Source organism: Burkholderia sp. 9775_39 (genome assembly GCF_015712225.1).
GTDB lineage: Bacteria > Pseudomonadota > Gammaproteobacteria > Burkholderiales > Burkholderiaceae > Burkholderia > Burkholderia cenocepacia.
In genome coordinates this window covers 95,554-110,351 of the sequence record NZ_JACCQC010000020.1, presented here as the reverse complement: position 1 = coordinate 110,351, position 14,798 = coordinate 95,554, and the positions used below count along the sequence as shown (strand labels likewise).

Sequence of the window (14,798 nt, the reverse complement as noted above, 5' to 3'; positions counted from 1 at the left end):
AGCATAGCAGGCTGCTGCGGCTCGATCCGATCCCCGGTGGGTTTCGTTGTTGCGGGTGGGTGAATGATTTCGTGATTTGTATCAAGTCGTGATATGTCCATCCGTCTGACAATGGGTTCGACACGGTGAGCAGGGCGAAACGATCGACATTCGGTCGTCCTTTGCAACCGGTATTTCACGTCCTTAAACAATCAGGGTCTGCCGAAAGACCGGAAAAACGAGATCCCCATGAGCCATTTCCTGGATAGATTGCGTTATTTCTCCACCACGAGGCCACGCTTTTCCGACGGCCATGGCGCCGTCACCGACGAAGACCGCAAATGGGAAGACGGTTACCGGATGCGCTGGCAACACGACAAGATCGTCCGCTCGACCCACGGCGTGAACTGCACGGGTTCGTGCTCGTGGAAGGTCTATGTGAAAGGCGGGATCGTCACCTGGGAAACCCAGCAGACCGACTACCCGCGCACGCGTCCCGACATGCCGAACCATGAGCCGCGCGGCTGCTCGCGCGGCGCGTCGTACTCGTGGTATCTGTACAGCGCGAACCGTCTCAAGCATCCGATGGTGCGCAGCGCGCTCGTGAAGCTGTGGCGCGAACGCCGCCGCACGCTCGGCCCCGTCGAAGCATGGCGATCGATCGTCGAGGACGACGATGCACGCCGCTCGTACCAGCGCCGGCGCGGGCTCGGCGGCTTCGTGCGTTCCAGCTGGAGCGAGGTCAACGAGATCGTTGCGGCCGCAAACGTGCACACGGTCGAGCGGCACGGCCCCGATCGCGTGGTCGGCTTCTCGCCGATCCCGGCGATGTCGATGGTGTCGTACGCGGCCGGCTCGCGCTACCTGTCGCTGATCGGCGGCGTGTGCCTGAGCTTCTACGACTGGTACTGCGACCTGCCGCCCGCGTCGCCGCAGACCTGGGGCGAGCAGACCGACGTGCCGGAATCGGCCGACTGGTACAACTCGACGTTCATCATGATGTGGGGCTCCAATGTCCCGCAGACGCGCACGCCCGACGCGCATTTCCTCGTCGAGGCGCGCTATCGCGGCACCAAGATCGTGTCGGTGTTCCCCGATTACTCGGAAGGCGCGAAGTTCGGCGACCTGTGGCTGCACCCGAAGCAGGGCACCGATGCGGCGCTGGCGCTCGCGATGGGGCATGTGATCCTGAAAGAATTTCATCTGGCAGGAAAGAGCGACTACTTCGCCGACTACTGCAAGCGCTACACCGACATGCCGTGCCTCGTGCGCCTCGTGCCGCACGGCGGCGGCTACGTGCCGGAGCGCCTCGTGCGCGCATCCGACTTCGACGACGCCCTCGACGAAGCCACGCATCCGGAGTGGAAGACCGTGATGATCGACGACGCGAACGGCGAATTCGTCGTGCCGGTTGGCTCGGTCGGCTTCCGCTGGGGCCAGCAGGACGACGCCGACAAGGGCAAGTGGAACCTGCGCGGCGAGACGTCGAAGGGCGCGGCGCTGTCGCCGCGGCTGTCGTGCACGGCCGCGCACGACGACGTGGTCGACGTGCTGTTCCCGTATTTCGGCAACCAGCCGCACGCGCACTTCAACGCGACGCAGCACGCGTCCGCGCTGTCGCGCCGGATCGGCGTGCGGCGCATCGCGACACGCAACGGCGAGATGCTGGTCGCGACCGTCTACGACCTGTTCGTCGCGAACTACGGGCTCGACCAGGGGCTCGGCGGCCGCGACGTGGCTGCGAGCTACGACGACGACCTGCCGTACACGCCGGCCTGGCAGGAAGCGATCACCGGCGTGAAGCGCGCGGACGTGATCTCGGTCGCGCGGCAGTTCGCGGAGAACGCGCACAAGACGCAGGGCAAGTCGATGGTGATCATCGGCGCGGGGATCAACCACTGGTTCCACATGGACATGTCGTACCGCGCGATCATGAACATGCTGATCATGTGCGGCTGCATCGGCAAGCCGGGCGGCGGCTGGTCGCACTACGTGGGCCAGGAAAAGCTGCGGCCGCAGACGGGCTGGACCGCGCTGTCGGGCGCGCTCGACTGGAGCCGCCCGCCGCGCCAGATGAATGCGACGTCGTTCTTCTACGCGCATACCGACCAGTGGCGCTACGACCCGATGGACCCGGCCACGCTGCTGTCGCCGCTCGCGGACAAGTCGCAATTCCACGGCGCGCCGATCGACTACAACGTGCGCGCGGAGCGGATGGGCTGGCTGCCGTCCGCGCCGCAGCTCGCGACGAACCCGCTGAAGGTCGGCGCGGCGCTTGCCGATCCCGCACACGCCGGCGCGGACGTCGCACAGCAATTGAAGGCCGGCACGCTGAAGCTGGCGAGCGAGGATCCCGACGCGCCCGCCAATTTCCCGCGCAACCTGTTCGTGTGGCGCTCGAACCTGCTCGGCTCGTCGGGCAAGGGTCACGAGTATTTCCTGAAGCACCTGCTCGGCACGACCCACGGCGTGCAGGGCGAGGATCTCGGTGCGACCGGCGGCCGGCGCCCCGAGGAAGTGACTTGGCACGACGAAGCGCCGCGCGGCAAGCTCGACCTGCTCGTGACGCTCGACTTCCGGATGTCGACGACCTGCATGTACTCGGACGTCGTGTTCCCGACCGCGACCTGGTACGAGAAGGACGACATGAACACGTCCGACATGCACCCGTTCATCCATCCGCTGTCGGCGGCGGTCGATCCCGCATGGGAATCGAAGAGCGACTGGGAGATCTTCAAGGGGATCGCGAAGCGCTTCTCCGACCTGTGCGACGGGCATCTGGGCGTCGAGCGCGACGTCGTGCTCGCGCCGATCGCGCACGATACGCCGGGCGAACTCGCGCAGCCGTTCGACGTGCAGGACTGGAAGCGCGGCGAATGCGAACCGGTGCCGGGCCGCACGATGCCGAACGTGACCGTCGTCGAGCGCGACTATCCGAATACGTATGCACGCTTCACGTCGCTCGGGCCGTTGATGGACATGCTCGGCAACGGCGGCAAGGGCATCGGCTGGAACACGCAGGACGAAGTGAAGCTGCTCGGCGAGCTCAACTACACGGTCGCCGACGGCGCCGCGCAAGGGCGTCCGCGCATCGACACGGCGCTCGATGCGGCCGAGGTGATCCTCGCGCTCGCGCCCGAGACCAACGGCGAAGTGGCGGTGAAGGCATGGCGTGCGCTGTCCGGCATCACCGGCATCGATCACACGCACCTGGCCGCCGCGCGCGCGGACGAGAAGATCCGCTTTCGCGACATTCAGGCGCAGCCGCGCAAGATCATCTCGTCGCCGACGTGGAGCGGGATCGAATCGGAGCATGTGTCGTACAACGCCGGCTACGTGAACGTGCACGAACTCGTGCCGTGGCGCACGATGACCGGCCGCCAGCAGCTCTATCAGGATCACGCGTGGATGCGCGCGTTCGGCGAATCGCTGTGTGCGTACAAGCCGCCGATCGATACGGGCAGCTACGAACACATGGTCGGCAAGCGCTCGAACGGCAACCCCGAGCGTGTACTGAATTTCCTGACGCCGCACCAGAAGTGGGGCATTCACAGCACGTACACCGATAACCTGTTGATGCTGACGCTGTCGCGCGGCGGCCCGATCGTGTGGATATCGGAGGACGACGCGAAAGCGATCGGCGTGGTCGATAACGACTGGATCGAGTGCTACAACTCGAACGGCGCGTTGTGCGCGCGGGCCGTCGTCAGCCAGCGGATTCCGTCCGGGATGGTGATGATGTATCACGCGCAGGAGAAGATCGTGAACGCGCCGGGCTCGGAGATCACCGGCACGCGCGGCGGCATCCACAACTCGGTCACGCGCATCGCGTTGAAGCCGACGCACATGATCGGCGGCTACGCGCAACTCGCGTACGGCTTCAACTACTACGGCACGGTCGGCTCGAATCGCGATGAGTTCCTGATCGTGCGCAAGATGAGCAAGATCGACTGGCTCGATGGCGAAGAGACCGCGGTCGATCCCACCACGCACGCAGTACGGGCCGGAGAAACGTCATGAAAATACGCGCACAGATCGCGATGGTGCTGAACCTCGACAAGTGCATCGGGTGCCATACCTGCTCGGTGACCTGCAAGAACGTATGGACGAGCCGCGAAGGGATGGAGTACGCGTGGTTCAACAACGTCGAGACGAAGCCGGGCATCGGCTATCCGAAGGACTGGGAGAACCAGGACCGCTGGCGCGGCGGCTGGCAGCGGCGTGCCGACGGCAAGATCGAGCCGCGTCTGGGCAGCAAGTGGCGGCTGCTCGCGCAGATCTTCGCGAACCCGCATCTGCCCGAGATCGACGACTACTACGAGCCGTTCACGTTCGACTACGCGCATCTGCAGGAAGCCGGCAACACGCGCGCGATGCCGGTTGCCCGGCCGCGTTCCGTGATCAGCGGCCAGCGGCTCGAGAAGATCGAGTGGGGCCCCAACTGGGAGGAAATCCTCGGCGGCGAGTTCGAAAAGCGCGCGAAGGACACCAACTTCGAGAACGTGCAGAAGGACATCTACGGGCAGTTCGAGCACACCTTCATGATGTACCTGCCGCGCCTGTGCGAGCACTGCCTGAACCCGGCGTGCGTCGCGTCGTGCCCGTCGGGCTCGATCTACAAGCGCGAGGAAGACGGCATCGTGCTGATCGACCAGGACAAGTGCCGCGGCTGGCGCATGTGCGTGTCGGGCTGCCCGTACAAGAAGATCTACTACAACTGGCAGAGCGGCAAGGCGGAGAAGTGCATCTTCTGCTATCCGCGTATCGAGGCCGGCCAGCCGACGGTGTGCTCGGAAACCTGCGTGGGCCGCATCCGCTATCTCGGCGTGCTGCTGTACGACGCGGACCGGATCGGCGACGCGGCCGGCGCGGAGAACGAGAAGGACCTGTACGAGGCGCAACTGTCGCTGTTCCTCGACCCGGACGATCCGGCCGTGATCGCGCAGGCCGAGCGCGACGGCGTGCCGGCCGCGTGGATCGAGGCCGCGCGGCGTTCGCCGACCTACAAGATGGCGATCGACTGGAAGATCGCGTTCCCGCTGCATCCGGAATACCGGACGCTGCCGATGGTGTGGTACGTGCCGCCGCTGTCGCCGATCAACGCGGCGGCCAACAGCGGCGATCTCGGCATGAACGGTTACCTGCCGGACGTCGAATCGCTGCGCATTCCGCTGCGTTATCTCGCGAACCTGCTGACGGCCGGCGACGAGGCGCCCGTGAAGCTGGCGCTCGAACGGCTGCTCGCGATGCGCGCGTTCATGCGCGCGCGCCACGTGGACGGCGTCGACGCACGCGGCGTGCTCGACCAGGTCGGGCTGTCGCTCGCGCAGGTCGAGGAGATGTACCGCTATCTTGCGATCGCGAACCACGAGGATCGCTTCGTGATCCCGACCACGCACCGCGAATACGCGGAGAACGCGTACGACCTGCGCGCGTCGTGCGGCTTCTCGTTCGGCAACGGCTGCTCGGACGGCCGTTCCGGCGCGAGCCTGTTCGGCCCGAGGAAGGGCAACAAGACGATTCCGATTCACGAGGCTTCCCGATGACGAGCACCGCATCCGATCCGACCTATGCGGCGCTCGCCGCGCTGCTCGACTATCCCGACGAATCGCTGGTCGTCGCGCTCGATTCGATCGACACGCACCTGCGCGAGCGCTCGCGTTTGCCAAAAGCGGTGCGCGCGGGCCTCGACCGGTTTTTTGCGTACGTGCGCGAGCGCGATCTGCTGACGCTGCAGGAGAACTACGTCGGGCTGTTCGATCGCGGCCGCGCGACGTCGCTGTACCTGTTCGAGCACGTGCACGGCGAATCGCGCGACCGCGGGCAGGCGATGGTCGACCTGCTGCAGATGTACGAGCGGCACGGGCTGTTCCTGAACCCGGGCGAACTGCCCGACTACCTGCCCGTGTTTCTCGAATACCTGTCGCGGCTGCCGGCGCCCGATGCCTGCAAGCTGCTCGCCGAAACCGGCGAGATCCTGCGTGCGCTGGCCGGGCAGCTTTCGCAGCGCGGCAGCCACTACAGCTTCGTCGTCGGGGCGTTGCTGCCGATGGCCGGCCTCGCACCCGCCGACGCGCCGGAGGCGGCCGACGACGACGTGGCCGCCGAGCGGCCGAGCGCCGACGACTACCGCGCGCTCGACGCGTCGTATGCGGACGAGGCCGTGCGCTTCGTCGGCGCGGCAACACCGGCGCGCGCGGAGCAGACGGTGCGCTTCCATGACAAGCGGCCGGCCCGCGGCGCGTAAGCGCGGGCCCAACTGAGGAAAGACATGAACGCTTACCTGCATCAGTTCCTGTTCGGGATCTACCCGTACATCTGCCTCGCCGTACTGCTGGTCGGCAGCCTGATCCGCTTCGACCGCGAGCAGTACACGTGGAAAAGCGATTCGTCGCAGCTGCTGCGCCACGGCATGCTGCGGCTCGGCAGCAACCTGTTCCACTGGGGCGTGCTGGTCGTCGTGCTCGGGCACTTCGGCGGCTTCCTCGCGCCGCACTGGCTCGTGTCGCCGTTCCTGTCGGCGTCCGGGCACCAGTTGGTCGCGATGGTGGCGGGCGGCGCGGCCGGCGTCGCGGCGATCATCGGGCTGACGATCCTGATCGGGCGCCGCCTCGGCGACCCGCGCGTCCGCGGGAACAGCCGCGCGTCCGACATCGTGATCGTGCTGATGCTGTGGGTGCAGCTCGCGCTCGGTCTCGGCACGGTCGTGCTGTCGACGCGCCACATGGACGGCGTGATGTTCGAACAGCTGACCGACTACGTGAAGGGCGTCGTCACGTTCCGCCCGGACATCGCGAGCCTGCTCGTCGGCGTGCCGCTCACGTATCGGCTGCACATCCTGCTCGGCTTCACGATCTTCCTCGTGTCGCCGTTCACACGGATGGTGCACGTCTGGAGCGGGATCGCGTCGGTCGCGTACCTGATCCGTCCTTACCAGCTCGTGCGCAAACGCTGAGGAGGCCGCATGAACGACGTTCTCTCCGAAGTCGCAACGGCGCCGCTGACGATCAACGGCGTCGGGATCGACGCCGCGGCGATCGCGGCCGAAGCCGAGCACCACGGCGCCGCGCGCGATCCGCTCGATGCGGCAAGGCGTGCGCTTGCGGTACGCGAACTGCTGCGGCAGCGCGCGGTGGCGCTCGCGCTGCTCGACGAACGTGCGCCGCTCGACGATGCGGCCGTCGACGCATTGCTCGAACGCGAGCTCACGCACGTGCCCGATCCCGATCGCGCGGCGTGCGAACGCTATTACGCGCGGCATCCGGCGCGCTTTCGGCGCAACGACGTCGTCCATGCGAGCCACGTGCTGTTCGCGATGACGGATCGCATGCCGCTCGCGCCGCTGCGGCAGCGCGCGGAACAGACGCTCGCCGACGTGGTGGCCGCGCCCGATACGTTCGAAGCGGTCGCGCGCGCGTCGTCGAATTGCCCGTCGGCGGAAATGGGCGGCCGCCTCGGGCAACTGCTGCGCGGCGACACGGTGCCGGAATTCGAGGCTGCGCTGTTCGACACCGACGGCATCGGCGTGCTGCCGACACTCGTCAACACGCGCTTCGGCTTCCACATCGTGCGCATCGAGCGCCGCGTGCCGGGCGACGCGGTGCCGTTCGAAGCGGCCGCCGACCAGATTGCCGCATACCTGGCGGCGCGCGTGCGGCGGCAGGCGATGCGGCAGTACGTGGCGATTCTCGCGGGCGGCGCATGCGTCGAAGGCATCGAATTCGACGGTGCGAACGGGCCGCTGGTCCAATGAAACGGGGTTTTGCATATGGCAACTCAACAAGGTAATGCGGGGCCGGTCGTGAACGCGCCGGCCGTGCCGCTGCGTGCGTGGTCGGTGCTGGCCGCGAGCACGCTCGCGTTCATGGTGTGTTTCGTCGTGTGGATGATGTTCGGCGTGCTCGGCGTGCAGTTGCGCACCGATCTCGGACTGAACAGCACGGAGTTCGGGCTGCTCACGTCGACGCCGGTGCTGACCGGCGCGCTGATGCGCTTGCCGCTCGGCACGTGGACCGATCGCTTCGGCGGCCGCATCGTGATGACGGTGCTGCTGGTCGTGTGCGCGGTGCCTGTCTATGTGGTCAGCTACGCGACGCAGCTGTGGCAGTTCCTGCTGATCGGGCTGTTTCTCGGCTGCGTCGGTGCGTCGTTCGCGGTCGGCACGCCGTATGTCGCGCGCTTTTTCCCGCCGCAGCGGCGCGGGCTCGCGATGGGCGTGTTCGGCGCGGGCACATGCGGCGCGGCCGTCAACCTGTTCGTCACGCCGCTGCTGCTCGACGCGTACGGCTGGCGCGTCGTGCCGCGCATCTATGCGGTCGCGCTGCTCGTCACCGCGCTGATCTTCTGGTTCGCGTCGGCGCCCGATCCGGGGGCGGGCAAGCGCGGCGGGTCGATGCTCGATTCGTTCAAGGTGCTGCGCGACCCGCGCGTATGGCGGCTCTGCCAGTACTACTCGATCACGTTCGGCGGTTTCACCGCGCTGTCGCTATGGATCCCGCAGTACCTGAAGAGCGAATACGGGATGTCGCTCGTGATGGCGTCCGCGTTCGCGGCCGGCTTCTCGCTGCCGGGCTCCGTGCTGCGCGCGCTCGGCGGCGCGCTGTCCGACCGCTTCGGCGCGCATGCGGTCACGTGGTGGGGGCTGTGGGTCGCGTGGATCGCGCTGTTCCTGTTGTCGTATCCGGCGACCGACTTCGTGATCCACACGATCGACGGCACCGCGACGCTGAACGTCGCGATGCCGGCGGCCGGCTTCGTCGCGCTGACCTTCGTGCTCGGCGCGGTGTTCGCGCTCGGGATGGCGTCGACCTTCAAGTACGTCGCCGACGACTTCGCGGACAACATGGGCGTCGTCACGGGCATCGTCGGGCTCGCGGGCGGGCTCGGCGGCTTCCTGCTGCCGATCCTGTTCGGCATGCTGCTCGACCTGCTGCGCGTGCGCACGACGTGCTTCATGTTCCTGTACGGGATCGTGTGGGTGTCGCTGATCCTGATCTACCTGTCGGAAGTGCGACGCACGCCCGTCGTCAAGGGCTGAGGTCGGTTCGACCGATCCGATGCGCTGGCGCGATGCCGGGAGGGGCCGGGGCGCGCTGGCGCAGTGTCCCGTCCGGGATGGCGCGCGCGACGTATCCGGCCGCGCACGCTTCTGTCAAACTGGCGCCCATGAAACCGCGCCTCACGTCACCGCTTTCCCCCGATTCCGCGCCTGCGCCCGCAGGCTTTCCCGATGCCGACGAACTGGCTGCCCTGCGTGCGTGGTACGCGGGCATGACCGTGCGCCAGGCCGTCGAGCGCTACCTGCCCGACCGGCTCGGCGACGGGCGGTCGGCGCGCGGCGTGATCGGCGCCATTCGCCGCCGCCTCGTGCGCGTCGCGCGGCAGGTGGGCCGCGCCGATCTCGCGGCACGGCTCGGCCATCCGGACGGTGAGCGTTTACGGGAGGCGAAAGCCGCAACCGACGCGATCGGCGTGCTGCGTCATGCGCGCGCGCCGGTCCCGCAGATCAGCGACAACGTCGGCCTGTGGCTGCCGACGCGCGCGGTCGTTGCATTGCGTACGCACGGGATCGCGACGCTCGCCGACCTGACGGTGCGGATTCCGCGCCGGCGCCAGTGGTGGCGGGCGATCGCGGGCCTCGGCATGGCCAGCGCGCGGCGCGTCGAGGCGTTCTTCGCCGCGCATCCGGACCTGACCGAACGCGCGCGTGCGCTGATCGCCGCGACGCCGCGCGGCAGCATCGTGCCGTGGGAGCATCTGAAGCTGCCGCACGAAGTCGACGGCTCGGCCGGCACGTTCCGCGCGCCGCGCGCGACCAGCACGCTCGACGCGGACAACGATTACGCGGCCGTGCACGCGTGGCTGTCGCTGCACGAATCGGCCGCGACGCGGCGCGCGTACCGGAAGGAGGCCGAGCGGCTGATCCTGTGGGCGATCGTCGAACGCGGCCGCGCGCTGTCGTCGCTGACGACCGAGGACGCGCTCGCGTATCGCGCGTTCATCCGGCGGCCGACGCCGCACGAACGCTGGGTCGGGCCCGTGCGGCCGCGCGGCGCGCCCGACTGGCGGCCGTTCTCGGGCGCGCTGTCCGCGCGCTCGGCCGCGTACACGCTGTCGGTGCTCGGCGCGCTGTTCCGCTGGCTGATCGAACAGCGCTACCTGCTCGCGAATCCGTTCGCCGGCGTGAAGGTGCGCGACACGCGCGGCGCGACCGCACTCGATACGTCGCACGCGTTCACCGAAGGCGAGTGGCTGCTGGTCCGCACGATCGCCGACGGGCTCGAGTTCCAGACGCGCCCGCTCAAGGGCGCGCCGCAGTCGGGCTGGACGCCGGCCGCCGCGCAACGGCTGCGCTTCATTCTCGATTTCGGCTACGCGACGGGGCTGCGCGCGAGCGAACTGGTCGGCGCGACGCTCGGCGACATCGAGACGGACGCGCACGGCGACGCGTGGCTGAAGGTGATCGGCAAGGGCAGCAAGGCCGCCCGCGTCGCGCTGCCGCCGCTCGCGCGCACGGCGCTCGATCGCTATCTGGTCGCGCGCCGTCTGCCGGTCACGCCGGCGCGCTGGCGGCCCGATACGCCGCTGATTCCGAGCCTCGCGGAAGACGACGCGGCCGCGATCACGAGCGTGCGGCTGTGGAAGGTGATGCAGCGTTTCTTCGCGCAGACGGCCGAGCGCGTCGAGGCCGACCACCCGGCGCTCGCGCACAAGCTGCGCCAGGCAAGCCCGCACTGGATGCGGCATACGCATGCGACGCACGCGCTGGCGCGCGGCGCGGAGCTGACGACGGTGCGCGACAACCTGCGGCATGCGTCGATCTCGACGACGTCGATCTACCTGCATGGCGACGACGTGAAGCGGGCGCGGCAGATGTCGAGCGCGTTCGGTATCGACAAATGAGTTGAACGGCGCGGCGTCGACGCAGGTCAGACGAATTTTCGGTCCTGGAGATTCGGATGGCATCGAGCCAGAGCACAGTCGATTTCATCGTCGAGCAGATCGCGGCGGCCGGTACGGTCTCGGCGCGCAAGATGTTCGGCGAATACGGCATCTATTGCGACGGCAGGATGGTCGCGCTCGTCTGCGACGACCGGCTGTTCGTCAAGCCGACGCCTGAAGGCCGCGCGTATCTCGGCGTGTGCGACGAAGCCCCGCCGTATCCGAGCGCGAAGCCGCATCTCGTCATTGCCGGCGATCGCTGGGACGATCGCGAATGGCTGTCGACGCTGATCCGGATCACCGCCGCGCAAGTGCCGCTGCCGGTGAAGCGCAGCCGATGACGATCGCGCCGCCTGCCACGCCGCGCGGCCGGCAGGCGTATTCTGTGACACATGCGCGCGGCCACCGTGCGCCCGGGAGTACCAACATGGAGACATCCGCAGCTTCGCGCGGCACGCGCCGTGCCTGGCGCGCGCTCGTCGCAGCCCTGTGTGTAGGCTGGAGCGCGCTGTCGTTCGGCGCGGAGGGCGCGAACGGCGCGGCCGCGCTGCTCGACCGCTACCGCAGCCTCGGCGCGCAACTGAAGGACAACGCGTTTCACCGGCCCGTGGTCCTCGAATCGTCGGAAGCGTCGTCGTCGCTGAAGGGCGACATCTACGCGGTCGTCGATTATCCGTTCGCGGTCGTGAACGGCCAGCTCAACGATCCCGCGCAAGGCCCCGCGAACTGGTGCGCGGTGCTGATCCTGCACCTGAACACCAAGTACTGTCACGCATCGAGCGGCGCCAACGGCCCGGTGCTCGACGTGAACCTCGGCCGCAAGATCCAGCAAAAGTTGCCGGATACCTATCGCGTGCAGTTCCGCTATCGCGTGGCGGCCGCGACGCCCGACTATTTCCAGGTCGACCTGACCGCCGACAGCGGCCCGATGGGCACGAAAGATTACCGGATCGCGCTCGAAGCCGTGCCGGTCGGCGCGTCGCGCACGTTCCTGCACCTCACGTATTCATACGGGTTCGGCACGGTCGGCCGGATGGCGATGAAGACCTACCTCGCGACGGTCGGCAGCGACAAGGTCGGGTTCACGACCGTCGGCGCCGCGTCGGCCGCGCAGCCGCAGTACATCGGCGGCGTGCGCGGGCTGCTGGAGCGCAACACGATGCGTTACTACCTCGCGATCGACACCTATCTCGCGACGCTCGACAAGCCGCTCGACCAGCGCCTCGCGCGCTGGTTCGACGCGACCGAGCAGTATCCGCAGCAACTGCACGAAGTGGAGCGCGGCGCGTATCTGCAGATGAAAGCGCAGGAGGTGCAGCGGCAGCAGACGGCGCGGTAGGCGCCTGCATCGCCGTCAATCGAGCAACCCCGCGACGACGTCGACGATCCGCTGCAGCAGCGCTTCGTCGTAAGGCAGCCACGGCACCGCGCGCAGCGGCGACGGCGGTGGCGCGATCGCCGGTTCGACCGGCTCGCCGTCGCGCGTCACGCGGCCGGTCGCGCAATGCACCGACCATGCGCCGACGCGCACGTGGCGTTCGTCGATCGTGATCTTTCCTTGCGCAACCGGCTCGGCGAACACGAGCGACAGCACGTGTTTGCGATGCTGCGCCATCACACCCAGCGGCAGATCGGACAACCGGTTCAGGCGCTGCCAGCGTTCGGCTTCGAGCTCACGCAGGCGGACCGGGTCCGCCGCGAGCGAAGCGGTCGCCGCACGTGTCGCATCGTCGTCGAGCGCGAACGCGGACACGCTGACGAGCAGGTCGACCGCGCGCGCCGCTTCCGAGAACACCACCCGATCGATCTCGCCGATCGGCAGCGGCAGCCAGCGGGCGCCGTGCCGGCGTTCGAAGTGCAGCCGGCGCGACGTACCGTGGCTTTCCGAACCCGGATAGAGGCGCGCATCGACGCGGAAGGTCGCGCGCACGTCGCCGAATTCGCGGACGAGCGCGTCGTCATAGGCACGGATCGACCAGCCTTCGCGGCGTGCGACACCGAGCAGCGGCCGGCTCGACAGCACGTGGCCTTCGAACATCGCGGTATCGCTGGCCGACGCGTCGCCGTCGCTCGGCACGTAATACTCGCGAAACGCCTGCCTGACCGGTTGCCGCAGCGACCGGCCGACGATCGCGCGCTGCCACGCGAGCCGCTCGTCTGCGTCGGCCAGCAGCGGGTGCCATAGCCGGATCTCGCAGTCGTCGGCGATCTCGCATGCGCGGCCGGCCGCGTCGCGCAGCACGACCTTGCCCTTGGCGATATCGGGCGTGAACGATTGCGTCGAGCCGTCGCCGCGGCGTGCCTGCCAGATCATCCGCGCCGAGAACGCGGCGCCGGCCGGCGCATCGACGAGCCGCTCGCGCCATTCGGCGTGGCCGAGCGTCAGCGGCTGCCAGAAGCCGGTCTCCATGCAGGTGGCGAGCATCGCGAGGGACTTTTTGTCGGGCTGCGCGTCGAGCGTCATCCGCAGCGCGGTACGCGGCCGCTCGCCGAGTGCGCGTTCGGCCGGCTTCAGGTTGCGCGCGAGTTTCTTCTGCACGCCCGCGTGACGGACGACGGCCAGCGCGTCGCGCAGCGCGCGCACGCCCTCGGGCGTCGGGATCGTCTCGATCGCATGGCCGAGCGCGATGGCGAGCGATTGCGACGGCGCGGTTTTCGCGACCGTCGGCGCGACGCATACCCCCGTCAGCAGCGGCCCGATCAGCGGGCGCAGCCATGCTTCGTCGCGATAGGCGGCCACGCGCGCGGCGCGGGACAGCACTTGCGCGTCGTCGGTCGTGAACGCGCGATCGGCTTCGTATGGCACGGCGCCGGCATGCAGCGCGGCGACCTGTCGCGCCGCTTCGGTCAGCGCGTCGCGCGCGAACGCGACGTACGCGGCTTCTTCCGCGAGCGTCACGGCCGGATCGCTGAGGTCGAGCCACAGCCGCTTCGGCGCGAAATAGCCGTCGTTCGTCGCAGCCAGTGCGAGTAGCGCGGCCGCTCCGAGTTCGGGCAACACGTCGAGTTCGCGCACGCGAAACGGCGAATCGGCCAGCGCCTGCGCACAGGCTGCGCGCCGCGCCGAGAAGTCGCGGCGGCCCGCGAACCAGTCGAGCGCATACGCGGCATAGGCCGACGCCGCGCGCAATCCGCCTTCTTCCGGTTCGCTGGCGATCCGCGCGAGTTCGGCTTGCAGCGCGGGCGACGGCAGCGCGTCGAGGCACGGCAGATCCTCGAGCGCGCGTTTCCACCCGCCGGCCGGAATGGCGCGGAACAGTTCGAGCGCCGCATCGGCGTCGATGAGCGGCACGAGGCCGAGCGCATCGATCTGCCGGTGCACCGTGCGCGCGAATTCGGCGCGCGGGTCGCCGAACGCCTGGTCGCGCACGAGGATCTCGTGCTCGACGCGCCGCAGCGCCGGCCACACGGTGCCTAGCGCAGGCGCGTCGAGCGCCGACAGGTCGATCGGCTCGTCGATGGCGCCCGCGTGGGGGGCAGGGTCGGTCAGCCGCGCGACGAGTAGCGCTACGAGGGCGCGATCAGCCATGCGTACGTGCCCGGTCGGCCGCACCGTTCTGGCGCGATTTCTTCTGTGCCGGTCGCGCGACGCGTCTCGCGCCGCCGAGGCCGGCTACGGGTTCGATCGTGTGCTGCATGGTCTGGCTCTCATCGTGAAAAACCGTGCGGGCGCACAGTATTGCACCCCCATTGATCCGCGCGCGCGGAGGCCCGTGCGGCGGGCCTCCCGGGCCGATTCACCCGCGCCGTGCCAGCCGACCGACCGTCCGGCCATTTCATAAGACGTACAGTTTTCCCGCGATGCGCGATTCGCGCCGAACTGTACTCTTGTTCGCGTGCTCGATGTGTGTACTCGTCACCAACTGTTCTTCTCTTAA

General features: G+C 68.4%; 10 protein-coding genes. 9 read left to right on the top strand and 1 reads right to left on the bottom strand.

The features are described from left to right. The first annotated feature begins 228 nt into the window (after positions 1–228). The 9 genes from H0X90_RS25085 (at position 229) to H0X90_RS25045 (ending at position 12,259) form a co-directional block, all read left to right on the top strand. Positions 229–3,999, top strand: a complete 3,771-nt coding sequence (locus H0X90_RS25085; RefSeq protein WP_102898714.1) for a nitrate reductase subunit alpha — start codon at positions 229–231, stop codon at positions 3,997–3,999. Then, entirely contained in the window at positions 3,996–5,525 is a 1,530-nt protein-coding gene (gene narH / locus H0X90_RS25080) for a nitrate reductase subunit beta (protein WP_034203679.1), read from the top strand. The genes H0X90_RS25085 and narH overlap by 4 nt, the downstream gene beginning before the upstream one ends. Beyond that, positions 5,522–6,226, top strand: a complete 705-nt coding sequence (narJ, locus tag H0X90_RS25075; RefSeq protein ID WP_069353406.1) for a nitrate reductase molybdenum cofactor assembly chaperone — start codon at positions 5,522–5,524, stop codon at positions 6,224–6,226. Before narH ends, narJ begins: the two co-directional genes overlap by 4 nt. A 24-nt stretch (positions 6,227–6,250) precedes the next feature. Further along, positions 6,251–6,934: a respiratory nitrate reductase subunit gamma gene (gene narI / locus H0X90_RS25070; protein WP_034203677.1), complete on the top strand. Its 684-nt coding sequence runs from the start codon at positions 6,251–6,253 to the stop codon at positions 6,932–6,934. Positions 6,935–6,943: 9 nt separating this feature from the next. After that, positions 6,944–7,732, top strand: a complete 789-nt coding sequence (locus H0X90_RS25065) for a peptidylprolyl isomerase (RefSeq protein ID WP_077190021.1) — start codon at positions 6,944–6,946, stop codon at positions 7,730–7,732. 15 nt (positions 7,733–7,747) lie between these two features. Further along, positions 7,748–9,016, top strand: a complete 1,269-nt coding sequence (locus tag H0X90_RS25060; protein WP_034203675.1) for a nitrate/nitrite transporter — start codon at positions 7,748–7,750, stop codon at positions 9,014–9,016. Between the two features lie 128 nt (positions 9,017–9,144). Continuing rightward, the gene (locus H0X90_RS25055) at positions 9,145–10,881 is read left to right on the top strand and encodes a site-specific integrase (RefSeq protein ID WP_077190024.1); all 1,737 of its coding nucleotides are present in this window, start codon (positions 9,145–9,147) and stop codon (positions 10,879–10,881) included. Between the two features lie 56 nt (positions 10,882–10,937). Then, on the top strand, positions 10,938–11,261 hold the full coding sequence (locus H0X90_RS25050; RefSeq protein WP_006498438.1) for a TfoX/Sxy family protein: 324 nt from the start codon (positions 10,938–10,940) through the stop codon (positions 11,259–11,261). An 86-nt stretch (positions 11,262–11,347) separates the two neighbouring features. Next, a complete protein-coding gene (locus tag H0X90_RS25045; RefSeq protein ID WP_006498437.1) occupies positions 11,348–12,259 on the top strand; it encodes a hypothetical protein in 912 nt (303 codons plus the stop codon). A 15-nt stretch (positions 12,260–12,274) separates the two neighbouring features. Here H0X90_RS25045 and H0X90_RS25040 read toward each other — a convergent pair whose 3' ends face one another. Beyond that, positions 12,275–14,449, bottom strand: a complete 2,175-nt coding sequence (locus H0X90_RS25040) for a DUF4132 domain-containing protein (RefSeq protein ID WP_077190022.1) — start codon at positions 14,447–14,449, stop codon at positions 12,275–12,277. Positions 14,450–14,798: the final 349 nt, after the last annotated feature.

What these genes read in the sequence shown, in the direction of transcription:
- H0X90_RS25085 (WP_102898714.1), top strand. Translation starts at nt 229, where the DNA reads ATGAGCCATTTCCTGGATAGATTGCGTTATTTCTCCACCACGAGGCCA.
- narH (WP_034203679.1), top strand. Translation starts at nt 3,996, where the DNA reads ATGAAAATACGCGCACAGATCGCGATGGTGCTGAACCTCGACAAGTGC.
- narJ (WP_069353406.1), top strand. Translation starts at nt 5,522, where the DNA reads ATGACGAGCACCGCATCCGATCCGACCTATGCGGCGCTCGCCGCGCTG.
- narI (WP_034203677.1), top strand. Translation starts at nt 6,251, where the DNA reads ATGAACGCTTACCTGCATCAGTTCCTGTTCGGGATCTACCCGTACATC.
- H0X90_RS25065 (WP_077190021.1), top strand. Translation starts at nt 6,944, where the DNA reads ATGAACGACGTTCTCTCCGAAGTCGCAACGGCGCCGCTGACGATCAAC.
- H0X90_RS25060 (WP_034203675.1), top strand. Translation starts at nt 7,748, where the DNA reads ATGGCAACTCAACAAGGTAATGCGGGGCCGGTCGTGAACGCGCCGGCC.
- H0X90_RS25055 (WP_077190024.1), top strand. Translation starts at nt 9,145, where the DNA reads ATGAAACCGCGCCTCACGTCACCGCTTTCCCCCGATTCCGCGCCTGCG.
- H0X90_RS25050 (WP_006498438.1), top strand. Translation starts at nt 10,938, where the DNA reads ATGGCATCGAGCCAGAGCACAGTCGATTTCATCGTCGAGCAGATCGCG.
- H0X90_RS25045 (WP_006498437.1), top strand. Translation starts at nt 11,348, where the DNA reads ATGGAGACATCCGCAGCTTCGCGCGGCACGCGCCGTGCCTGGCGCGCG.
- H0X90_RS25040 (WP_077190022.1), bottom strand. Translation starts at nt 14,449, where the DNA reads ATGGCTGATCGCGCCCTCGTAGCGCTACTCGTCGCGCGGCTGACCGAC.